Origin of the sequence: Akkermansia sp. BCRC 18949 (assembly GCF_045011645.1) — a bacterium.
GTDB lineage: Bacteria > Verrucomicrobiota > Verrucomicrobiia > Verrucomicrobiales > Akkermansiaceae > Akkermansia > Akkermansia massiliensis.
The window spans coordinates 1,531,417-1,555,376 of record NZ_CP123619.1; the positions used below are offsets into that span (position 1 = coordinate 1,531,417).

The 23,960-nt window shown below is 59.4% G+C and carries 14 protein-coding genes; 10 read left to right on the forward strand and 4 right to left on the reverse strand.

Annotated elements, in window-relative coordinates; genetic code table 11:
• The first annotated feature begins 57 nt into the window (after nucleotides 1–57).
• A complete protein-coding gene (polA, locus tag P8A25_RS06360) occupies nucleotides 58–2,892 on the forward strand; it encodes a DNA polymerase I (protein WP_404838602.1) in 2,835 nt (944 codons plus the stop codon).
• 93 nt (nucleotides 2,893–2,985) lie between these two features.
• Nucleotides 2,986–5,028: an alpha-galactosidase gene (locus P8A25_RS06365; protein WP_215442641.1), complete on the forward strand. Its 2,043-nt coding sequence runs from the start codon at nucleotides 2,986–2,988 to the stop codon at nucleotides 5,026–5,028.
• A 151-nt stretch (nucleotides 5,029–5,179) separates the two neighbouring features.
• On the opposite strand, the gene P8A25_RS06370 is transcribed toward P8A25_RS06365, so the two are convergent.
• From P8A25_RS06370 to pepT, 4 genes are all read right to left on the reverse strand, one after another.
• A complete protein-coding gene (locus P8A25_RS06370) occupies nucleotides 5,180–6,289 on the reverse strand; it encodes an efflux RND transporter periplasmic adaptor subunit (protein WP_102728226.1) in 1,110 nt (369 codons plus the stop codon).
• Between the two features lie 27 nt (nucleotides 6,290–6,316).
• The gene (locus P8A25_RS06375; protein ID WP_022398267.1) at nucleotides 6,317–6,772 is read right to left on the reverse strand and encodes a YbjN domain-containing protein; all 456 of its coding nucleotides are present in this window, start codon (nucleotides 6,770–6,772) and stop codon (nucleotides 6,317–6,319) included.
• A 222-nt stretch (nucleotides 6,773–6,994) separates the two neighbouring features.
• Nucleotides 6,995–8,419 (reverse strand): adenylosuccinate lyase, encoded by a 1,425-nt coding sequence (purB, locus tag P8A25_RS06380; protein WP_102722081.1) that lies wholly within the window; start codon nucleotides 8,417–8,419, stop codon nucleotides 6,995–6,997.
• Nucleotides 8,420–8,764: 345 nt separating this feature from the next.
• A complete protein-coding gene (pepT, locus tag P8A25_RS06385; protein ID WP_022398265.1) occupies nucleotides 8,765–10,018 on the reverse strand; it encodes a peptidase T in 1,254 nt (417 codons plus the stop codon).
• A gap of 116 nt (nucleotides 10,019–10,134) precedes the next feature.
• Between pepT and P8A25_RS06390 the strand changes: the two genes are divergently transcribed.
• From P8A25_RS06390 to P8A25_RS06425, 8 genes are all read left to right on the forward strand, one after another.
• Nucleotides 10,135–12,891: a tetratricopeptide repeat protein gene (locus P8A25_RS06390; RefSeq protein ID WP_215442640.1), complete on the forward strand. Its 2,757-nt coding sequence runs from the start codon at nucleotides 10,135–10,137 to the stop codon at nucleotides 12,889–12,891.
• A gap of 36 nt (nucleotides 12,892–12,927) precedes the next feature.
• Entirely contained in the window at nucleotides 12,928–13,761 is an 834-nt protein-coding gene (locus tag P8A25_RS06395; protein ID WP_102730452.1) for an NAD(P)-dependent oxidoreductase, read from the forward strand.
• Nucleotides 13,762–13,774: 13 nt separating this feature from the next.
• Nucleotides 13,775–15,325, forward strand: coding sequence for a hypothetical protein (locus P8A25_RS06400; protein ID WP_102728231.1), 1,551 nt, complete (start codon nucleotides 13,775–13,777; stop codon nucleotides 15,323–15,325).
• Between the two features lie 565 nt (nucleotides 15,326–15,890).
• Nucleotides 15,891–16,505, forward strand: a complete 615-nt coding sequence (locus P8A25_RS06405) for a PEP-CTERM sorting domain-containing protein (protein WP_146019589.1) — start codon at nucleotides 15,891–15,893, stop codon at nucleotides 16,503–16,505.
• Between the two features lie 84 nt (nucleotides 16,506–16,589).
• Nucleotides 16,590–19,967 (forward strand): autotransporter-associated beta strand repeat-containing protein, encoded by a 3,378-nt coding sequence (locus tag P8A25_RS06410; RefSeq protein ID WP_215442639.1) that lies wholly within the window; start codon nucleotides 16,590–16,592, stop codon nucleotides 19,965–19,967.
• 23 nt (nucleotides 19,968–19,990) lie between these two features.
• The gene (locus P8A25_RS06415; protein WP_215442638.1) at nucleotides 19,991–21,433 is read left to right on the forward strand and encodes a glycosyl hydrolase family 18 protein; all 1,443 of its coding nucleotides are present in this window, start codon (nucleotides 19,991–19,993) and stop codon (nucleotides 21,431–21,433) included.
• Nucleotides 21,434–21,587: 154 nt separating this feature from the next.
• A complete protein-coding gene (locus P8A25_RS06420; protein ID WP_022398258.1) occupies nucleotides 21,588–22,505 on the forward strand; it encodes a dihydrodipicolinate synthase family protein in 918 nt (305 codons plus the stop codon).
• A 15-nt stretch (nucleotides 22,506–22,520) separates the two neighbouring features.
• Nucleotides 22,521–23,702 (forward strand): AGE family epimerase/isomerase, encoded by a 1,182-nt coding sequence (locus P8A25_RS06425; protein WP_022398257.1) that lies wholly within the window; start codon nucleotides 22,521–22,523, stop codon nucleotides 23,700–23,702.
• Nucleotides 23,703–23,960: the final 258 nt, after the last annotated feature.

Here is a 23,960-nt window from a genome sequence, read left to right on the forward strand (position 1 = left end):
GCGGAGGCGCATTTAACGGTAGCCTACCGCTGGGCCGCATGGTAAAGTAGGGCAGAAATGACTGATTCCCCTTCCAAGCGCCTTTTTATTCTGGATGGAATGGCTCTGGCCTATAGAGCCCATTTTGCCTTTTTCTCCAACCCCATCCGCAATTCCAAGGGCGTCAACACGTCCGCCGTGTACGGCTTCGCCAATACGCTGCTGGGCATTCTGGAGCATGAACACCCCACGCACATCGCGGCCTGCTTTGATACTTCCGCCCCCACGGCGCGCCATGAGCTTTACCCCGCCTATAAGGCCAACAGGGAGTCCATGCCGGAAGATTTGAGCTACCAGATGCCCCTGATTTTCAGGCTTCTGGAGGCCATGAACATTCCCATCCTGCGCTATGAGGGGTATGAGGCGGACGATACGATAGGCACGCTGGCCCGCATCGCGGACGGCACGAAGGAGTTCCAGACCTACATGGTTTCCCAGGACAAGGACCTGGGCCAGCTCATTTCCCCCACCTGCTATTTGTGGAAACCCGGCAAGCGGGGCAACGACCACGAGGTGGTTGACCTGGAAAAGCTCAAGGAACAATGGGGCATTGAACGCGCGGACCAGGTGATCGACATCCTGGCCCTCATGGGCGACAGCTCGGACAATATTCCGGGGCTTCCCGGCGTGGGTGAAAAGACGGCCAAACTGCTGATTGGGGAGTTCGGCACCGTGGAGAACCTGCTGGCGAATGCGGACAAGCTGAAGGGAAAGCGCAGGCAGATCGTGGAGGAAAACGGAGCCTTGGCGACCCTTTCCAAACAACTGGCTACCATTGACCGGGACGTTCCCCTGACCGTGACCCTGCCTGAACTGGTCAAAAGGGATCCCAGTCCGGAAGAGCTGCTGGCCCTCCTTCAGGAGCTTGAGTTCCGTTCCATGCAGGCCAAGCTGTTCGGGAAAAAATCGCCGGAAGCCAGGAAGTCCCCCCTCCCTGCGGACGATTTGTTTGCTCCGGCCCAGGCGGAACAGCCCCCCGCGGAGGCTCCCGCCGCTCCTGCGGCGGACGCGCGGCAGAACGGTTCCGGCCAAATGGATTTGTTTGAGGAACGCCATCTGAAAACGGTGGATGATTTCAAGCACGAGTATATCATTGCGGATACGGAGGAAGCCCGTTCCGCCATGGTTGCCGAGCTGGAAAAGCATGATTCCTGGTGCTTCGACACGGAGACGACGGGCCTGAATCCCCTCACGGACAAGCTGCTGGGCGTCGCCTTCTGCGCGGAACCGCACAAGGCATGGTACATGCCTGTCTCCGGTCCGGCGGACCTGGAAGCGGTCAGGCCGCTTTTGGAAGGCCCTGCGGAGAAGACCGGGCACCATCTGAAGTTTGATCTGGAAGTTTTGCGCGCCAACGGCATACGGGTTAAAGGCCCCTTTTTTGACACGCTGTTGGCGCACGCCCTGATCGCCCCCGGCATGAAGCACGGCATGGACCTTCTGGCGGAGAACCTGCTGCAATATTCCACCATCAAGCTGAAGGACATTGCCGCGCCGGGAGCCAGGAAGCGCGAGCTGGATACCAGCGGCATTCCCGTGGAGGTCATGGGCAAGTATTCGGCGGAGGATGCGGACATTACCCTCCAGCTTTCCGCCATCCTGAAAAAGCAGGTGAAGGAGAGCGGCATGGAGGAGCTGTTCCGCACGGTGGAACTGCCTCTTCTCCCCGTGCTGGCGGACATGGAGTTCACCGGCATCCGCGTGCTTCCGGAATCCCTGGAAGAGGCTTCCGTCAAGGTGGGAGCCATTATTGACGGCCTGCGGGAGAAGATTGAAGAGGCCGCCGGCCATCCCCTGAACCTGAATTCCCCCAAGCAGCTCGGCGATTTCCTGTTCGGGGAGCTGGAGCTGGTGAAGAAGCCCAAGAAGACGAAGACGGGCCAGTTCGTGACGGATGAAGATACCCTCTCCACCCTGGCTCCCCAGCATCCCATTGTGGCGGATATCCTGGCCTACCGGGAGAACATGAAGCTGAAGAGCACGTACCTGGACGCGCTGCCCAAGTACATCTGCCCGCGGGACGGCCGCATCCACACCCAGTTCCATCAGATGCTGACCGCCACCGGGCGGCTGGCTTCCCAGGACCCCAATCTCCAGAATATTCCGGTAAGAACGGAACAGGGGCGCCTGATCCGCACGGCCTTCGTCCCCGCCTCCGGGGAGTACACCATGCTTTCCGCGGATTATTCCCAGATTGAGCTGCGCATCATGGCGGCGCTTTCCGGAGACCCCGCCATGTGCGAGGCCTTCCGGGAAGGCCGGGACATCCATACGGAGACGGCGGCCAGGGTGTACGGCATTCCCCGCGACCAGGTGGACGCCGTCATGCGCCGTGCGGCCAAGACGGTGAACTTCGGCATCATTTACGGCATTTCCGCCTTCGGCCTTTCCCAGCGGCTGGGCTGCCCCCGCAGTGAGGCCGCCACGCTGATTGAAAATTACTTCATCCAGTTCCCCGTGGTCAAGTCCTTCATGGAGGACCTGGTGCACAAGGCGGAACAGGCCGGTTACGCGGAAACGCTGCTGGGCCGCAGGAGAATGATTCCGGAGATCAATTCCGCCAACAAGACCATCAAGTCCGCCGCGGAGCGCACCGCCATCAATACCCCCATCCAGGGCACCGCGGCGGATATGATCAAGATAGCCATGATCCATGTGGACAAGCTGCTGGAAGGCACCAGGTCCCGCCTTATCCTGCAAATTCACGACGAGCTGCTGGTGGACCTCCACAAGGACGAGACGGAGCTCATTCCAAAGATTGAGGAAGCCATGATCGGCGCCCTTCCCCTTCCCAACGGCGTTCCCATTCTGGTAGAAGCCAGAACAGGGAATAACTGGCTGGAAGCCCACTAGGATTTTGCGGCGGACCAGGGGCGCGGACCGCCCCTCCCGTCCCCCGTATTTTTGAATTGACGGATGCCTCCCGATTGCGGATTCTTCCGGATTATGCACTCATCATCCCTGCCGGCAATTGCCCTGGCTGCCTGTTCCTGCGTTTGCTTTCAGACAGCCGCCGCGTCCGTAACCTATCCGGGAACAACACCGGGAGCCCCCGCCGCCCACCGGGAAGGGGATGTTTATACGTTAAGCAACAATATTCTGAACGCCTCATGGAAGGTGGACGGCAGCAGGCTGATTCCCCTGGGAATCGTGAACAAGGAGCGGGGCGCCACGGACGAAAAGGCCGCCACCGGCGCCCAGGCTCCGGAATTGTTCCGCCTTTCCACGGAGAAGGAAGCCTACAATCTCCCCTCCTCCCGGTTTGTGATGGAAGGAGTTCCCGCCATCAGCGCATTGAAAGGGCATTCCGCCGGCCTCCGCCTGGGGGAACGGCCGGAAGGGGCCGTTATTTCCGCCGTTTTCCGGGACAAAAACAGCGGGCTGACGGTTCACTGGAAGGCGGAATTGAGGGAGGGTTCCTCCTACGTCAAGGAAACCTACCGGATTGAAGCGTCCAAGGAGGTGGATTTGAAGAAAGTCCAGTTGATTGATTTGCAGGATCCCACCCTGGCCGTGAAGGGCACCGTACCGGGCAGCCCACTGGTCAGCGAGCGGGAAGGCACGTTTGCCGGCATTGAACTTCCCGTAGCCAGGGCCCAGGCCGCCGGAGGAACGGGAACCGTCGGGTTTGACTGCAACCTTCCCATGGGCAGCGGTAACGCCCAGACGTTCACCACGGTGCTGGGCGTATGGCCGGAGAACCAGCTTCGCCGCGGGTTCCTTTATTATCTGGAACGGGAACGGGCTGCGCCCTACCGTCAGTTTCTGCATTACAACGGCTGGTATGACGACGGCCTGGACCCCACGGAAAAGACGCTCGTCAAGACAGCCGGGGAATACAGGAAGGAACTGGGTTCCCGCCACGTCAGGCTGGACGGCTTCGTGCTGGATGACGGCTGGGACGACGTTAATGAAGACCTCTGGCAGCCCTCCACCAAAAAATTCCCGCACGGGTTTGAACCTGTAGTCAAGGCGGTCGGGAAGATTCCTTCCGGCTTCGGCATCTGGATTTCTCCGCTGGGAGGGTATTTCGGCCCGGAAAAGAGGGTTCAGCATGCCAAGGACAAAGGCATTCTCCCGGCTGACGCCGCGGGATTCGACCTTTCCTGCCCCCAGTATTACAAGTGGTTCAAAAAACGCTGCTCCGACTTGATGAAGAAGGACAAGGTGACCTATTTCAAGTGGGACAAGGCCGGAGACGGCATCAGCCCCCATTTCATGGCCCTTCTTTCCATCGCCAACGACCTTCGCCGGGAGAATCCCCGCCTGTTCATCAACACGACGGTAGGCACCTGGCCCTCCCCCTTCTGGCTCAACCATGTGGATTCCACCTGGCGCAGCGGTACGGCGGACGTAGGCTGGACGGGCAAGGGAGACGACCGCGAACAGTGGATCACGTTCCGCGACGGGGCCTGCTATAACGTCATCGTCAAGCCCGGCCCGCTTTATCCCCTGAACTCCATCATGCACCACGGCATGGTGCTGGGCACCAAGTTCCAGGCCGCGCGCGTCAGCAAGGGAGAGGACGGGAAGCAGGACAACAGGGACCTGAAGAACGACGCCCGCATTTATTTCAGTTCCGGAGCCAATCTCCAGGAACTTTATCTCACGCCGTCCATGATGGACAAAAAGGCGTGGGACGACGTGGCGGCCGGGGCCCGCTGGGCCCGGCGCTTCCAGGACGTCCTGGCCGACGTGCACTGGGTGGGCGGCAACCCGAACCAGCTGGAACCGTACGGCTATGCGGCATGGAGCCCGCGGGGCTGCACGCTGGCCCTCCGCAATCCGGACGACCGGCCGCGGACGATTGATCTGGATGCGTCAACCGTCTTTGAACCCGTCAAGGGAGTGCCCGCCGTTTTCCCCATGAAGGCCTCCTACCCGGACCAGCGCGTCAAAACGCTGAATTTGGAACAGGGCAAGCCGGTGAGCCTGGAACTTCAACCTTTTGAGGTGCTGGTGTTCGACATGAGAACGAACGGACACTGACCCATGGGCCGCCGGCCATTGAGCGCAACGCCATGCCTCCCCCTTCCGGGCGGCATGGTTTTTTTATGGCCTCTCCGGAGCCTGATTTCCGGAACGCCTTTTGAAAGGGACAAGCCCTCGGAAAAAATAGGGGAAGAAGAAATCCGGAATATCAAAGAGCCAAAGCGTCCCCGTCCCGTAATTCCGGAACGGTTACCAGGGCTTTCCCGTCTTTCAGCGCCACCACGCGCACCTTGCGCTCCTGCATCCCTTCCGCGGTTTTTACCTGAATGGAGCTTCCATCCCGGACGGCAGAGGCGGGAATCCACGCGGAGGCGGGAACCTGCACGCTGATGTTCACCTGAAGGGCCATGTTGACGGGGGCCACCTGCCATTCGGAAACATGGGAGGCGTTCGGCTCCAGGGAGGCTATCAGCACGGCGGAATTGCGCTCGGTATCCAGTGCGGCGTCCACCGCCGTAACGCGGCCCAGCCATTGCAGCCGTTTTCCATTGTTCAGCACGCAGGAGGCGGTCAGCGCCGTGCTTACCCTGCCCTGTTCATCCCTGGGCAATGCGGAAAATTCTTCCAGCGGCACGGGAACCCGTATCATCCGCTCCTGGAGGGGAATCACCTTCCCCACCGGCTGCCCGGCAACCACGCGGGCCCCGGCTCCCACGGAGCATTCCACCACCTGGCAGGTATAGGGAGCTTCCAGCACCGTGTCCCGGAGGGCCTGTTCCGCTTCCGCCACATACGCCTCCGCGGCGTTCAGCCGCGCGTTCACGGCCCGTCGCTGCGGCACCCGGAGCACCAGTTCCGACTCTTTTCCACTTTTGGAGACGGAGCTGTACGTCTTCTTGATGGCTTTCAGGGCTTCCGCCTGTTCCGTGGATACATCCAGGCGAGCCTGTTCCAGCCCAGCCTGCGCGTTCGCCAGGCGTGCACGGTATTCAAATTTTTCCAGCTCCAGCAGGGGCGTTCCCTTCAGGACGATTTCTCCCGCGCTGAAGAGGGGGTGCACCTTGTCCACCTTCCCGGAAACGCCGGGGGAAAGCATCGTCAGGTGGGAGGCCTTCACGATGCCGGGCGCGGAAATGGCAAGAGTGTTCGTCTGCAAATGCAGCGGCTCCACCGTTCCTGCGGCCGCCTTGTCCTTTTCTCCGGCAGAGCCCGAGACGGACGGGTCCGTTAAAATGGCCGTTCCTATCAAAAGCGCCGCGATCCCCAGGCCGATGCCTATGGACCAGGATGTTCCCTTTTTTTGAGGGGCCTCGCTCATGAACAGCTCCGGGGGGAACGCGGCCCGTTATTTGGGATATTCCGTCTCCATGATGTGGGAGTAGGCTTCCGCCGTTTCCACAGCCACGGTTTCAATGTTCTTCATCAACTGGGCAAACTGGGCTTCCGTGAGGTCCATGCCTTCCAGAACGAAGGACTGGCGGTAGTAGACGTATCCGCTGTTGGGGTCCAGCTGGAAGGCGCCGGCCGTCTGGTCCGCATTCAGCTCACTGAGGATGATGCTGACTTCCACACGGCGGTTTTCAGGCACCTTGGCGGCAAAAAGCACGTCAATCACCAGCGTCTCCGGACGATCAATCATCGTGTACAGGAGGCTCACGGGCGTGAACGTATCACAGGGGACGAACGCGATGCCCGTTCTGAGGTTGTGGTTGTCCGCGGAAGTAATCCATTCCGTTTCTTCCCCTCTCTTTCTGAGAACGGTGTACACACGGTCCAAAAGGCTGAGCTGCTGGTTTTCCATATTGAAAATTGTTTAACAGGAGGGTTGCTTGCGAAGGCGCATGCAACGTACGCGCCCGTTTACTGGATTCAAGCTTACTGGCATCCTTCTGATTCGTCAAGCTCTCCTGACGTAAAGAAATTGAAAAAGCATGTACGCATCCGGCATAAAAACGGACGCCGCCCGGATGGACGGCGTCTGGGAAGTCTGGGAATAAAGTGCGTACCGGAGGGTACGGCGCCCTTACAGGATGTCTCCGGGCTGGTAGCCCGCGCCGTTCGGGAACCTGTCCGTCAGCTCCTGCACCATGGAGCGGAACGCTTCCACCTGGGCGTCCGCCATGCCCGTGGCGGAGGAGTTGGAGTCAAAGATGGTCTGGAGGTCCGCCCGGTCAATGCCCAGGCGACCGTCTTCCGCCAGGCGGTCCAGCAGGTTGTTTTCCATGATTTTTCCGGCCCTCAGGTCGTTGGAGACGGCCACGGCGTGTTCCTTGATCACCTCATGGGCGGTTTCCCGGCCAATGCCGCGCTTGACGGCTTCCATCAGGATGGTGGTGGTCATCAGGAAAGGCAGGTAGCGGCGCAGTTCCGCGGCCACCACGGCTTCATATACCCCCATTTGGTTCAGGACGGTCAGGAAGGTTTCAAACAGGCCGTCCGCGGCATAGAAGGAATCCGGCATGACTACGCGGCGCACCACGGAGCAGGATACGTCCCCTTCGTTCCACTGGTCCCCGGCCAGTCCGGAGATCATCATCAGGAAGCCCTTCAGGATGACGTGGAAGCCGTTGACACGTTCGCAGGAGCGGGCGTTCATCTTGTGCGGCATGGCGCTGGAACCGGTCTGCCCCTTGGCGAAGCCTTCCGTAGCCAGTTCATGGCCGGCCATCAGGCGCAGGGTCTTGGCGAAGGAGGAACAGCCGGAGGTGAGCTCCACCAGGCCGGAAACCACGGAAAAGTCCAGGGAACGGGGATACACCTGCCCCACGTTCATCCACTTGGAGGGAATGCCCAGGTGGGCGCACACGCGGTCTTCCAGCTCCAGCACGCGGCCCGCGTCCTGCCCGAAGAGGGAGAGCTGGTCAAGCTGGGTGCCCACGGCGCCTTTCAGCCCGCGCACGCTGTAGCGGTCCATCAGGGAAATCCAGGAACCCAGGCCGTGCACGATGTCTTCCCCGAACATGGCGACGCGCTTGCCCATGGTGGTGGTCTGCGCGGCTACATTGTGCGTGCGGCCGGCGATGGTCACGTGCTTCCATTGTCCGGCAAGGGCGCTCATGCGGTTCAGCACGGCCACGGCCTTGTCCCGGATGATCTGCATGGACTTCCATATCTGGAGCTGTTCCACGTTTTCCGTCAGGTCGCGGGAGGTCATGCCCTTGTGGATGTGCTCGCAGCCGGCCAGCTCGCAGAACTCTTCAATGCGCGCCTTCACGTCGTGGCGCGTGACGCGTTCGCGGGCGTCAATGGCGGGAAGGTTCACCTGGTCCTTCACCCGTTCGTAAGCTTCAATCACGCCGTCCGGAATATCCAGCCCCAAATCCTTCTGGGCCTTCATCACGGCGATCCAGAATTCGCGTTCCAGGACGATGCGGCCCTCTGCGGACCAGATGGATTTCATGGCGGCGGAGGCGTACCTTTCAGCCAGGACATTGGGAATCACGCTCATATCAAAATGTGTGTATGCGGGGGTTATCAAAAACGGTGAGCCGCCATGATCATGACGGGAGGGAAAAAAGCAAGCACTTTCCCGCAGCTTCACGGATTAGGAATCCCACGGGATTCCACGGTCCGGAAAAGAGGTCCTTTCCAATGTTCAGGGATGGCTGACAGGCCCCTAATAGACGCCCGATTAACATTCCCGCCATTCCCTTTTCACAGCCGCACACCACGCTGGGAGCCAGAGCCTCCCTGCCCTGGCGGCTATTTAAACGAAAGCTTCCGCGCCACGAAAGGCAGGAGCCTGCCGCTCCCAGGAGACGGAGCCGCAAAGCCGCCCTCCATCGCCGTTCCGCTAGTTTCCGGCGGGAGGTTCCAAACCGTACCGGGCGTAGCCGGAAACGATTTCCTGGAGAATGGCGGAAATTTTTTCCAGGGAACGGACAGGAACGTATTCATACCTTCCGTGGAAGTTGTGGCCTCCGGCGCACAGGTTGGGACACGGCAGCCCCATGAAGGAAAGACGGGCTCCATCCGTACCGCCGCGCACCGGGATAATTTCCGGCTCCACGCCCACGGCCGCCATCGCCCTGCGGGCATGTTCCACCAAGTGCATGTGCGGGAGGATTTTTTCCTTCATGTTGTAATAGGAGTCCTTTACCTCCACCTGCACGGTTCCTTCCCCGTACTTCCGGTTCAGCAGGGCGGCGCACTCCTGCATGAATTCCTTCTTGCGCTCAAATTCCGCCGTGTCGTGGTCCCTGATGAGGTACTCCCCGACCGCCCGTTCCACATCCCCCCGGAACGAGTCCAAATGGTAGAAGCCTTCGTATCCTTCCGTAAAGGCGGGATTCTGGAACGCGGGAAGCATTCCCTGGAATTCCATGAGGACCAGGCACGCGTTCAGCATCCTGCCCTTCGCGCTGCCGGGGTGGATGCCGGTGCCGCGCACCGTCGCCACGGCAGAGGCCGCATTGAAATTTTCATATTCGATTTCCCCCAGGGCTCCTCCGTCCACAGTATAGGCGAAGTCCGCGCCGAAGCGCTCCACGTCAAAGGCATCCGCCCCGCGGCCTATTTCCTCGTCCGGCGTGAAGGCGATGCGTATCTCGCCGTGGGGCCGTTCGGGATGCAGCAGGAAGGAGGCGGCCATATCCATGATTTCCGCCACTCCGGCCTTGTCGTCCGCGCCAAGCAGGGTGGTTCCGTCCGTCACGACCAGGTCCTGGCCCGCATAGTCCGCCAGTTCGGGGAAAACGGCGGGGGAAAGCACGATGCCCTGTTCCCGGTTCAGGACGATGTCTCCGCCGTCGTAGGAGCGCACGATGCGGGGCTTCACGCCTCTGCCGGAGACGCCCGGGGCCGTGTCCACATGAGCCACCCAGCCGATGACGGGAACCTCCCTCTCCACGTTGGACGGGATGGAGGCGTACACGATGCCGGAGGCTTCATCCAGCTCCGCCTGGGCTCCCAGCGCCTTCAGCTCCCCGGCCAGCAGCCGGGCCAGTTCCGTCTGGCCGGGAGTGGACGGAACGCTGCGGGAATCAGCATCAGACTGGGAACCCACGGAAACATACTTTAAAAAACGGTCTAAAACGGAGATATTCATCAGAAAAATCAAGGATTGAGGAGAGTCTAGCACCGGGCCCCGCGAACACAAGCACAAGACACGGTTTATCCTTGCGATTCAAGATGGTTTACAGTATGTAAACAAAGCTTCTCCCCATGATGACTCCTCTACCTCTTGGCATTGCCGTTGCCTTATCCCTGACCTGCGGCGCCCTGCCCCTTCTGGCCCAGGGCGCCTATGTGCCGGGTCCCATGCCCGTTTCCGCCGGGACAAGGCAGGACCCCACGGACATGTACCTGGAAGCGTTAAAGCTGGTAACCAGGTCTGCCGAACTGGTGGAAAAACGCGACTACATAGGAGCCATCCGCCTGACGCAACAGGCGGAAGAAAAGTTGGGACGCCTGGTGAAGGCCTATCCGCAATGGCGGCCCAACCTTCTTCAAACACGCCGCCAGCTCAACAGGGAGAAGCTGGACCAGTGGCAGAAGCTGGCGCAGCAGCAGGCCGCCGCCGTTTCATCAGACCCCGGCCTGGAATTGGAACGTCCGGCCGCCGTGCCCAAGCGACCCAGGCCCAAGCCCAACATCGTCCTTCCTCCGGGCTACAAGGGAGTGGAGTTTCCTTCCCGCCCCGGAGAATCCCTCGTCAACACCATCCCGTCCCCGTCCGTTTCCCCCGGAGCGGCCCCGGAAGTGGTGGAAAGCAATTACGAGCGCATCCGCAGGCTGCTGGACAAAACCACCATTGAAAACAAGGCCCTGATCCAGGCGCTCAAGCGCACCCGCAAGGAACAGGAGGACATTCTGGCAAAACTGGCCATAGCGTCCGCCGGAGAATCCGTTTACCGGGACGAACTGCTCAAGGTCAAGAAGCAGATGGAGGATGAGAGAAAGACCAGCAACAAGCTCCTCCAGACCCTCACCAAGCGGGTGGAGGAGCTGGAACAGAAAGTCACCACGCTGGAACAGGAAAAAGTCCAGTATCTGGCGCAGATTGCCGATCTCCAAATTCAGCTCAAGGAGCACCAGGACAAGCTGGCCAAGGTCACGGATGAGAAAAACGCCCTCCAGAAAGACCGCGACCAGTTGGCCGCCCTGGTGGAACTCAACAGCCCGGACAAAACCAAAAACCTGCTGGACCGCAACCTGACGCTGGCGGCCCAGCTCAAGGACGCTCAGGATAAAATCGCCGCCCTGGAAACGGCCAAGTCCGACTCCGAAGAACAGCGGAAGGCCAACCTGAAAGCCCTGGAAGAGGCGCGGGAGGAATCCGCGGACCTGAAGCAGAAACTGATTGCCATCCGGGATGAAAACATCGGCTACCGCAAGCGCATTACGGAGCTGAACACCAAGCTCATCAATGCGGATGTGGAGCTGTCCAAGCTGGAAGCCAATCCGGAAAAAAGCCCTCTCCTGCTGGAGGAAAACCAGTTGCTGCGCTCCACAATCGCCAAGCAGCTCCGCATCCTTTCCGTGCAGGACCAGAGCCGTTCCCTGCTCATCAGCACTTACAAGCGCCTGCTCCAGGAAAACGCGGACACTTCGGAAATCGCCTCCCTGATGGACAATGAAGAAGCCATCAAGCTCACCCCGGCGGAAAAGCAGATTGTCAACGTCATCGCCAGAGACAACAAGATAAACATCCCCCTGACGGACCAGCAGAAGGAAAAGATCAACAAGCTGGCCCAGGCCCTTTCCGCGGAACGCGACAAGGCCGCCCAGCTTGCCAGGGAACTGGAACTGGCGCGCAGCCAGACGAAGACAAAAGCGGCCAAATCCGCCAGGAATGACAAGAGCCATGCGGAAGCCCTGGCCCGGACCCAGAAGGCCCTGGAACAGAAAAACCTTCAAGTGGAGGAGCTAACCCGGCAGATGGATGAACTGAAAGCCCGTTCCGCCGAACAGGCGCGCCTGGCCGCCATTTCCGCCGGAGCCATTACGCCGGAGCAGGAAAAAGCTCTGAACAGGAGTATGGAAGCCACGGTGCGCCGGAAGCTGGAAGCGGAAGCCCTGGGACAGGGAGCCGCGGAGGCCTTCGCCAAAAAACGCTACGCCGCTGCGGAACAATTGTACCGCACCCTGCTGGACTTCCAGCCGGCCCACGTTCCGGCCCTGGTCAACCTGGGCACCATCCTGCTCCAGCGCAACAAGGCGGAGGAAGCCATCGAATACCTGAAAAAGGCCACGGAACTGGATGCAGCCTCCTCCCCCGCATGGTTCATGATGGGCGTGGCCCAGTACCGCGCCGGGCAGGACCAGCACGCCATCGCCTCCCTGACGGAAACGGTCCGGCTGGACCCGGCCAACGCTCCGGCCCTGCTTTACCTGGGCAACCTGGAAACCAGCGCAGGCAACTATGAAAAAGCGGTGGGCCACTTTGAAAACGCCTTGAAAATCCAGCCGGAATCACCGGACGCCCACTTCAACCTGGCCTGGACCTATTCCCGGCTGGGCCGTACGGCGCAGGCACGCAAGAGTTATGACGCCGCCATCCGCAGCGGCGGCCTGCCGGATTCCGACCTGGAACTCGCCATCACCGGGACCACCACCCTTCCCCGCAAAAAACAGGCTCCGGACAAAGCTCCCTCGCCTGCCGCGAACGAGGATGAAATGCGCCTGGCCGCAGCAGTAAGCGATCCATCCGCCATTCCCCACGATGCCTATGAGGTGCCCGCCCATGTGGCGGAGGACCCCAATGCCCTGGAAAGGCCCTCTGCCGGGCCCAAGCAGGTCGTGGTCAGCCACCGTCCGGAAGCCGGGCCCGTCTCCCTGGCGGACCAGATGAGGGAAACGGCCTCCGCGGCGCCTGCCGCACAGCCTCCTGCGGAAACCGCCACCGCTGCAGCGGAACCGCCCAAGCCGGAAAAACAGGAAGCACCCCGCAGGAGAAGCCGCTTCCGCATCGGTTCCTGACGGATCCGCCCCTTCCTTTTTCTCCTGAAAAACGCCATGTATCAAGTTTCCATTTTAGGACTGGGCCTCATCGGCTCACGGATTGCACGCCACATGACCGGACTGGGTGACAAGGTCACCGTCTGGAACCGGACGCCCCGGGAAGACTTTCCGGAAGCCGTTCCCACCCCGGCGGACGCGGCCCGCGCCTCCAAAATCATCCAGCTCTATCTGAAAGACAGGAATGCCTGTCTGGAAGTATTTGAACAGATGAGGGGCGCGCTGACCCCGGAACATGTCATCCTGAACCACTCCACGATTGACCTGGCCACCGTCGGCAAGCTCTCCCTGATGTGCTCCGCCATCGGCTGCACGTATGTGGACTGTCCGTTCACCGGATCCCGCCTGCCGGCGGAAAAAGGGGAGCTGGTCTATTATGCGGGAACGGACTCCTCCACCCTGGACCGCGTGCGGCCAGTACTAGAACACAGTTCCCGTGACATCCTGCACCTGGGGGGGATAGGGGCCGGAACCGTCGTCAAACTGGTCACCAACATGGTCTCCGCCACCATGGTGCAGAGCCTGAGCGAAGCCCTGGCCATCACCCAGGCATACGGCATTTCCCCTCAACTGCTGGGGCAGGCCATTTCCCGGAACGTCATCGCCTCCCCCCTGGCGTCCTTCAAGCTGCCCCTGATGGCGGAACGCGACTTTTCCACCCACTTCTCCCTGGACAATATGCGGAAAGACAGCATCTACGCCCAGGAACTGGCCGCTGAAAAGGGAATCCACCCGCCCGCTGCCGCGCTGGTCTCCTCCATCATGGGGAAACTGTGCCGTGAAGGGCACGCGGAAGAAGACTTCGGCTGTCTGGCGGAACAATTCGACTAAGCTTTTCCCATTGATGAAATTCAGAGGAACATGCGCCCTTCTGCTGGCCCTTCTCCTGCCCCCCTGCGTTCGGGCGCAGGAACAGAAGGAGGCAGGGAACGCCCCTTCCGCGGAAGCGCAGGCCGCTTCCCCCGTTCCCGTTCCGGACACCGCCCTGATCGATGACGCTTCTGACCGTCCGGTATTGCAGGGCAGCTCCAACGTGAGCGCCGTACCCCCCGCTCCCCAGCATCCGGCCGCGGCCCCTGCCGGAACGGAAGGACAGTCCGTCAAACGGCAGCCGTTCACCAGCGTTTCCGCTTCCAAGCAATTTCACGTTACAGGGATGGATTCCCTGTTGGCCGGGGCCATTGCCACGCGGGCGGACTCCATACGCACGGCCCTGGTGAAAATCCTCAAGCAGCCTGACGAATGGAAAAACAACATCATCATCCGTCTGGTAGGGGAGCCGGGAAGCCCGGTTCCGGCCAACCCCATCCGCATGCAGACCGTGATTGTGGGGAATACCCTCTCCTACAACATCTTCATTCACCTGGGACGCGGCATCAACCAGGACAGGCTGCGCCACGCCATCGTCTCCACCCTGCTTTATGAGATGATGCTGCGCACGGTGGACCCGGAAGGACTGCCGGACGAAGTAACGCTGCCCCCCTGGCTGATTGCCGGGCTGGAGCAGGCCGTCCTGTGGCACACCAATGAAGCGGACCGGGCCATGTACTCCACCCTGTTCCAGCAATCCGGCATCATGACCCCGGAAGAAATCCTGAACTGCCCGGAACCGGAAAAGGAACTGGACGCCACCTCCTACGCCGCCTATCAAACCTCCTGCGGCGCGCTGGTGCTCAGCCTGCTGAACCAGGAAAACGGTCCGGAAGGGATGAAACAGCTTCTGGACCAGGCCATTCTGGGCAATGACGATCCCAGGAATCTCATCAAGCGCCATTTTCCGCAGCTCAACCTGACCCCCTCCTCCCTTCATAAATGGTGGACGCTCCAGCTTTCCCGCATGGCGACTCCTCCCCTGACGGAAACCCTCACGATCACGGAAACGGAACGTCACCTGCAGGAAGCCCTCACCCTGGTCAAATACGATCCGGACACCCGGACGACCGTCACCTTCCCCCTGGACAATCTGGACCAGGCCAATTCCCTGACGGACCTGAACAGGCAGCTTTCCAACATATCCGGCAGCCTGCTCAACCTCAGCCGGCGCTCCTTCCCCGCCTACCGGCCCGTCATTGTGGAATACGCCAAGCTTGTGGCCCTGATGCAGACCGGAAAAATCAACGGCCGGGAAGCCGCCCCGAAAATCAGGCAGCTTCGGGAAATCAGGGAGCTATCCATGAAAACCGCCCGGCGCGTCCGGGACTACATGGACTGGTATGAAATCAATACGCGGTCCGGAACCGGCAAGACATTCGCCTCCTACGCGGCAGCCGTCAAACTGCTCCGTGAACAGGAACAGCCTGCCAATACCCCCATTTCCCGGTATCTGGACGATATTGAAAAACTGTACACCCTCCCGGCGAAGGCTCCCGTTCCTTCCCTGCATGGAAAGAATTGAAGGAAACCCGTTCCGCTGCCTGGAACGGCCATTTCTTTCCAGATGAATCTCCGCCCTCCAGGGGCAATAGGCATTCACGCATTTCTATTAAAAGACGGGAGATTTCGCGGTATTTTGATCTATACCTGATTCAACCATGATTGCTTTATTTTTCATAAGTTAATCATGCATAACAGGATAATTCCGCCGCGGATTTACAATCCGGAAGACCGCTTCAAATTCAATAACTTCTTATAAATAAATAAGGTTTCCGTATTAGGCGTTGTTTATTATTCCTACTTTATATGTGGGAATATTTGCCGTTACTTTTTTGAACTCAAAAAAATAAGTTGACTTCCGGATTGTAAATCCGATACTGGCTCCATTCAGTAATTTTTTTAATAATTTCATGAAATCCTCTCTGTATCTTACGATGTTCCTGCTTTGCTCAGGGTTGGGAGCCCAGGCCGCCACATTGAAATATTTTTATGATTTCAACAAGCTTGACGGAAACCTGTCATCTTTAAATGATAATAACTTGGCCGGCCCAAATGCGGGCAGCGCCACGTTCAGCGGATCAGGCTGGATGAATTATACCGATGGCTATGAAGGCCGGGGCTATGACAGCCGCACGAACGGCGGACAATTGACGCTGGGCTCCTCCAGTACGGGACTGGGGCTGAATGCTACGGAAGGTTTCAGCCTTTCCATTGCCGTCAAGGACTACTCCCCCGGCAATACATCGTCCTCGGCTATATGGAAAAGCATTCTGACCTTCACATCCGGCAACAGCCAGAACATGTACCTCCAGAAGGATTCCGGCGACGCCTCCACCGCCGGGGCATGGGCGGCCTATTGCGGCGGAAACGTGGGCAACTGGGCCAACCTGACGATTTCCAGGGATTCCTTTTCCAACATCATCATCACCTTCCAGAACGGGGAATTGAACATTTATCTGGACGGGCAGAAGAAAATCACGGCCTCCGGAGTCAATTTCACCGGAGACGTGCAGTCACTCAAGCTGGCGTCCACCGCCAATACGACCATGGATGACCTCCAATTATATGCCGGTGTCCTGAATGACGGGGAAATAGCCGCGCTGGCGGCCAACCCCGCCCTTCCCGTTCCGGAACCCGCCACGGCCACACTGAGCCTGCTGGGGCTGGTTTCCCTATCGTGCATGCGCCGCCGCCGGGGTTAAGTCCCCTGATTTTTTTTAAGGGAAAACAAGTTCGTTCTTGTTTTCCCTTTTTTATTCACTATCACTCTATCTGTTAGAACCTACATGAAAATTACCGCACTGTTCTTCGGCGTGTTCGCCGGCTGTCTCTCCTGCATCCCGGCCCATGCGGCGGACTACCTCTGGAATGGAGGAAACGGCTCCTGGACGGATTCCGGAGCGTGGCGGCTGGATGATTCCTCCGCCGACTGGAGCAATGGAAATACGGCCCAATTCCAGACGGATTCCTCCATCACAGTAGGAAGCGGAATCTCTGCGTCCGGAATGCTTTACAACGGTGCGGCCATCACGCTGAACGGAGGTTCCCTTACCCTGACGGGCGCGGCTGCCGGGAACAACGGAGGTTCCGCCACTCTTTCCAATACCGGGCTGATTCTGGACGCCCCCAATGCGGAAGACTCCTATGAAGTCCGGGATACCAGCCTCACCGGCTCCGCCACGCTCGCCAAGACAGGCGCCGGAACGGTTACCCTGGATGGAGCGCATACGGCCAGCGGCGTCTGGAACATCAACGCGGGCACCCTGGTTTTCACCGGGGAAAGAAACATCACCGCCAGTGACAACAACCGGATTAACGGAAAAATCAACATTGCCTCCGGAGCCGTGCTGGATGCCAGCAATGGCCGCTTGTTTCATAACGGCGTTTATACAGCCAATTTCCAGTCCCCCACCATTACGCTGAACGGAGGAACGCTCAAACTGAACCAGTTCGGGTATGACTCCGCCTCCCTGGGCAAGCTGCACAACAATTTTTACGCCCTTAAATTCGCTTCCGGAACCTCCAGCCGCATCGTCATTTCCCAGGGCTATGAATCCGGAGGCACGGCCAGCCGCGGCATTTACATCGCCGGCTGGGGCACGACGGCCACCATTGAACTGGGAGCCAACCAGACCCTTACATGGACTTCCTCCAATGCGCAGAACCAGGATGCCATTGTCTGCGAAACCGGAGCCGGCAGTGCGCTGGCGCTCGCCATCGGAGAAAATTCCGTACTCTACTTCAACCAGGTCTTTGCCAATAAAAACACGTCCGGCGAATACGGAGACCCCACCACCGCCAACTTCTCCGGCCTGAGCCTCATTAAATCCGGCGCCGGAGAGCTGGTCATCCAGAGGGCCAATACGATTTCCTCCGGCCGCACGGTCCGCGTGGATGCGGGCAAGCTGACGCTGGAGGTGGACAACGCCTTCGGCGCCGGCAGCAATCTGGGCAATGTAAGCATCGCTTCCGGAGCCCTGTTCTCCATGAACGGCCACACTCTTGCCAATGTCATTGACGTCCAGGACGGAGCCACTCTGGACATGGGCGGCAGCTCCTATGCCAGCATGGTCAACTGGCATGAAGGCGGCATCCTCCTGAACACGGAAAACAACAAGGGCACGCTCAACATCATGACCCGCGCCGCCCTGGAACTGGGCTCCAAGGCCTGGGCGGGAAGCGTGCTGACGGATACGGATACCGTTTTTACGCTCACGGCGGACCAGAATCTGGGAGCCCTGGGAGCAAACGTCAACTGCTGGACAGGCGGCCGCGGGTATAACAACACCCTCCAGAGCATCACCTTCACGGGCGGCCACGGAATCAACATTGACAACTACGGAGCCAAGTGGGCCGTCATTCTCTCGGAAAACGTCACCTTCCAGGACATCGGCAGCCTGACCTTCTCCAATAATGCCGCCGACATGTCCAATACAGAGGCCCTTTACGGCGCGGGGGCCATTGCCGCCAATGATACGGTCGCCTTCAGCAACACCGGAGCCCTTACGTTCAGCAACAACAGCGTGAGCGCGGATTCCGGCGCTTCCGGCGGAGCCATTTACGCCTCCGGAGGAGCCTCCTTCACCAGCACGGGCGCCATCAGCTTCTCCGGCAACTCCGCCATGACCCACGGGGGCGCCATCCATACGGGAGGCACCACGGGCAGCCTCACCTTCTCCGACATCGCGGAAAACATCTCCTTCACCGGAAATACGGCCGGAGAAAACGGCGGCGCCATCAATAACGATTATGAAACCGTGGAATGGTCCAGCGTGGGCCACGTGGCCTTCTCCGGCAACCTGGCGGAGGCGGGCGCGGGAGGCGCCATCTGGTCCGGCGGGGACGTAACGGCCAATACCGCCGCCTCCTTCAGCATGACGGGCAACGAGGCCCGGGACGGCGGCGGGGGCGCCATCTATTCGGATGGAAACGTCACCTTCTCCGGAGTGGGGGCCCTGACCTTCTCCGACAACCACGCATCCACCTACGGGGGCGCCATCGGAGCCTACGGGGACATCACCATCTCCGATTCCGGCGCCGCCTCCTTCTCCGGCAACACAGCTTATGAAGGGGGAGCCCTGGACGCCTACAACGTTGCCATTTCCGGCAACACCGGGACGGTGCTGTTTGAAAACAACAGTGCGGAAAACGCCGGAGGCGCCATCAACCTGCAGGGAGGAGGCTCCATTTCCCTGACGGCGGACCAGGCGGACATCATCTTCCGCGGAAACACAGTCCAGGACGGAAGCGTTTACAACGCTATCCATTTCAACGACGGCGCCATGGCTTCCTTCAATGCGGCGGACAACCGTCGGATCCTCTTTGAAGACGGCCTCAGCTCCCAGGACGAATCCGTCGTGGACATCAGCGTCAATGACGCCGCCGGGGCCGGAGGCACGGTCGCCATGTCCGGCGCAAACAGCCAGTCCGGCATCCGGGCCAATACGACCGTGTACGGAGGCACCTTTTCCGTCAGCAGCGGGGCAACCTACGGCTACCATTCCGCAGACTGGAGCACGGAAGAAGCGCGAACCTCCTTCACCGTAAGCGGAGGAAGCCTCCACATTGGCGAACAGGCCGCCCTGAATGCGGCGGACGTGAGGCTGGAGGACGGAACGGAGCTGTCCGTCATGGGAACCGGCAGCCTGAATGCAGACACGCTGACGCTGGGAAACAACGTCTCCATCCTCGGAACGGGCGAAGGCAGCTTCTCCATCACTGCCAATGCCATTGATATTTCCAACGGAATCACGATTGACCTCTCCCGCGGCTCCATGATCAGCCTGGAACTGCATGCGGACACCCTGACGCTGGGAGGGACGCTGGCCCTGGGCGACGACCAAGTGGACTACACCTCCTCCATCTGGCAGAGGGACCAGTCCTACCTGGTTATGGATGCATCCGGCGTCACGAACATGGACGGGACTTTCTCTGAAATCCTCTCCTCCCTCTCCGACTCCGCTACCATCACGGTGGGGAATCTGGGGCTGGAAGGCTATGACCCCTCTCTGGAACTGGGGCGCTGGGAACTGCGCTGGGACGAAGGAAACGCCCTCCATCTGGACTGGATTTCCAATGGCCTGGTAGTCCCGGAACCCGCTACCTCCCTTCTGCTTCTCCTGGCGGCAGGTGGCCTGCTCGCCGTCAGGAAGCGCACTATCTAACAACCGCCATCTCTTAATAAAACATGAACAGTACCTTTAAAACCTGCATGTGCGCCCTGGCCCTGGGCCTGTCCGGCGCTGCCCCCCTGTACGCGGCTTCCGCCACGGCAGCCTGTGAACAAACGCACTCCATCCTTTATGCGGGCACGGACAGCCAGGCCATCATGAAGATCAAGGTGACCGTTACGGAAACCAGCCAGATCCTGAAGGGAATGACCTTCTCCATGGCCGGAACCACCTCCGTCTCCGACATCGCGAAGGCCCGGATTTTCTACTCCGGCGCCACTCCCTACTTCTCCCCGAACGCGGAGCAGGCCAACCGGAGGGCCATCCCCGTCCTCAACACCATCTCCAAGGGGGCCAAAACCTTCCAATTCGAGGGAAGCCACGCGCTCTCCGCAGGAGACAACTACTTCTGGCTGTGCGTGGACCTCAACCCCCGCGCGCGAGGGTTGAACAAGGTGGACGCCTCCTGCACGGGCGTGGCCCTGCTGGAGGACTCCAATGTAGCGGTCGCCAATCCTTCCCCGGAAGGCTACGCGGAGGTGTATCCCTACCAATTCCGCGTGGTGCCCTACTACCGCAACACCAACCTGATGCAGTGGAACCCCAACCACCTGACCGCCCAGCACTTCAAATCATTCACGGACCTCATTTACTTCAACGTGGGATGTGACACGGAAGGAAACCTGACGGGGCAGAACAACGCCCAGTTCCTGAATGGCCTGGACAAGCTTAAAAACCTTCGCGGAACGGCGGGCAGCAAGATCATTCTGGGCGTGGCCCACTGTGACGGAGGGTTGACGGCTTTCACGGGAAATGCGGAAAAAAGGCGGCAGTTCGCGTACCAGCTCGTTTCCTTCGCCAGGGAAAAGGGATTTGACGGAATAGACATTGACTGGGAATACCCGGACAACGGCACGGAGTGGTACAACTTCTGCCTGCTGCTGGGAGAAGTGCGCTCCGCCATGGGAGCCAGCGGCATGTCCCTGAGCGCGGCGATCAATCCGTACTACCTGGCGCCCACCAGTGAAATGATGGACCTGCTGGACTTCGTCAACGTCATGAGCTATGACCGCGCCGGACAGCACTCCACCTATCCGGACATGCTCATCGACATCCAAACCATCCGCAGGAAAAACATTCCGGACTGCAAAATCGTCGTCGGCCTGCCGTTCTACACCAACGAGACGCGCTCCAACCGCAACTGGGACGCCCAGAAAGGCTATTCCAACGTCGTCCAGCTCTACCCCAACATCGCCCCCGGCACGGACCTCTGCGCCATCGACGGCCAGCAGCACTACTTTAACGGCATCACCACGATTAAGAAAAAATGCCAGTACGTAAAAACCCAGAAGCTGGGCGGCGTGATGATCTGGTGTTATGATGGAGATTTGCTGCTGACGCACGCGAAATCCCTGGCAAAAGCCATGTATTCCATCATCAAGCAACAGGCTGTCCGCTAATGTTTTGAAGCATCTCTTGCTCCGGCGCGCATTCTTTTTTGGAGAACGCGCGTTTTTTTATGTGGTCTTTTTTGATTCAAAAGGATTCAGGGGTTGTCTTTCCCAAGATGATTTGTAATCATTTCCCCGAATTATTTTCATATCACTACACAATATGAACACGTCATTGAAACTCCACGGCCTGGTGGCCGCCGTACACACTCCGTTCAAGGCGGACGGTTCCCTGAATCCTTCCAGCGTTGACGCCCAGGCCAGGCTGCTTGCCTCCCAGGGCATCAAGCTGGCTTTCATTACCGGAAGCACTGGTGAATCCTCCTCCATGCAGCTTGAAGAACGAAAGGAAATCTACTCCGCCTGGAAGGAAGCTTCCGCCAAGTACGGCGTGGACGTCATCGCCCATACCGGTTCCAACAGCGTCTGGGACGCCCGCGAACTGGCCGCCTTTGCCCAGGAATGCGGATTCGTGGCGACCAGCTCCCTTGCCCCCTCCTACTACAAGCCAGGCACTGTCCAGCGTCTGGTGGAATGCTGCGCCTTCGCCGCTTCCGGCGCTCCCGACCTGCCCTATTACTATTACGACATTCCCGTGCTGACGGGCGTGCGTTTCAATCCGGTAGACTTCATCAAGCTGGCCAAGGAACAGATCCCGAACTTTGCGGGCATCAAATTCACCAATCCGGACCTGGCCCTGTACCAGACCACGTTGAACTACGACGAAAACGTGGACATCCCCTGGGGCGTGGACGAATGGTTCACGGGAGCCCTCTCCGTAGGCGCCAAGGGCGCTGTGGGAAGCTCCTTCAACTTTGCCCCGGCCCTGTACCAGAAACTCATGAAATCCTTTGCAGAAGGCGACGTGGAAACGGCGCGCGACTGCCAGTGGAAATCCGTGCAGATGATCAACATCCTGGCCTCCAAGGGCTACATGGGCTGCGCCAAGGCCCTGATGGGCTGGCTGGGCGTTGACCTGGGTCCCGCCCGCCTGCCGCAGGGCAACCCCACCGCGGAACAGCTCAAGGAACTCCGCTCCGAGCTGGAAGCCATCGGCTTCTTCCAGTGGTCCATGAACTAAACCGCTTTCCCTCTTATGGCTGCAACACTTGACCTGACCACCCTGGGCGCATTCTACCGCCGCCAGCTTCTGGAAGACGTTCTGCCGTTCTGGTTCCCGCGCGCTTACGACGAAAAGAACGGGGGCCTCTACCACTGCTTTGACGCGGACGGCACCCTGGTGGACACGGACAAATCCGTGTGGGCCCAGGGCCGCATGGCCTGGATGCTGCTGACCATGTACAACAGCATTGAGAAAAACCCGGACTGGCTCAAATGGGCGGAAAGCGCCCTGAACTTCCTGACGGCGAAATGCGTGGACCCTGCCGACGGCCGCATGTACTTCCATGTGGAGGCGGACGGCACCCCCATCCGCAAGCGCCGCTATGCGTACAGCGAATCCTTTGCCGCCATCGCCTTTGCCGCCCATGCGAAAGCTGCAGGAAATGAAGAATCCGCAAAAGCCGCGCGCCACTGGTTCGACGTCTTTACGGACATCTGCTTCACCCCCGGCAAGATGGTTCCCAAATTCACCGGGAACCGTCCCACGACGGGACTGGGAACACGCATGATCACGCTGGCGACCGCCCAGGAACTGCGCAAGTACCTGGGTGACGAGGACGGCTTCTACACCGGATGGATCGACCGCTGCATCAACGACCTCCGCACCCTGTTCATGAAGCCGGAGCTCAAGGCCGTGATGGAAGTGGTGAGCCCTGACGGCGCCATCATCGACCACTTTGACGAGCGCACGCTCAATCCCGGCCATACCATTGAGGGGGGCTGGTTCGTGCTGGAGGAAGCCCGCTTCCGCGGCAATGATCCGGAACTCATCAAGGTGGGCTGCGACATGATCGACTGGGCTTTCGCGCGCGGGTGGGACAAGGAAAACGGCGGCCTGCTCTACTTTACGGACGTGTACGGCAAGCCCGTCCAGGAATACTGGCACAACATGAAATTCTGGTGGCCGCACGACGAGGCGCTCATTGCCATGACGCTCGCCTACAAGCTCACTGGAGAGGAACGCTACGCCATCTGCCACGACATGGTGCACAACTGGGCCTTCTCCCACTTCCAGGACGTGCAGCACGGCGACTGGTTCGGCTACCTGAACAAGGACGGCTCCAGGGCAAACACCCTCAAGGGCAGCCTCTGGAAGTCCTTCTTCCACCATCCCCGCGCCATGTGGTTCTGCGCCCACTACTGCGGCGCCATTTAAGGAAAAACAAAACATATTACTCTTACTAAAAGCCGTTTGCCAAATATGACAAACGGCTTTTACTTTTTATCTATCTTTAAAATGAAGATAATAGGAAATCTCTGCTGAAAAGGCATTCCAAAAAAATCCAGTCTGTTTTTATTTTCAGAGGATCAAAAACAATTGCTCCTCCTTCTGCGGTGTTTTATGATGCCGCTAACATGCTGGGAAAAGATCTGCACATCTTTTTTCATGAAATCATATATTTCAAGCGTGAAC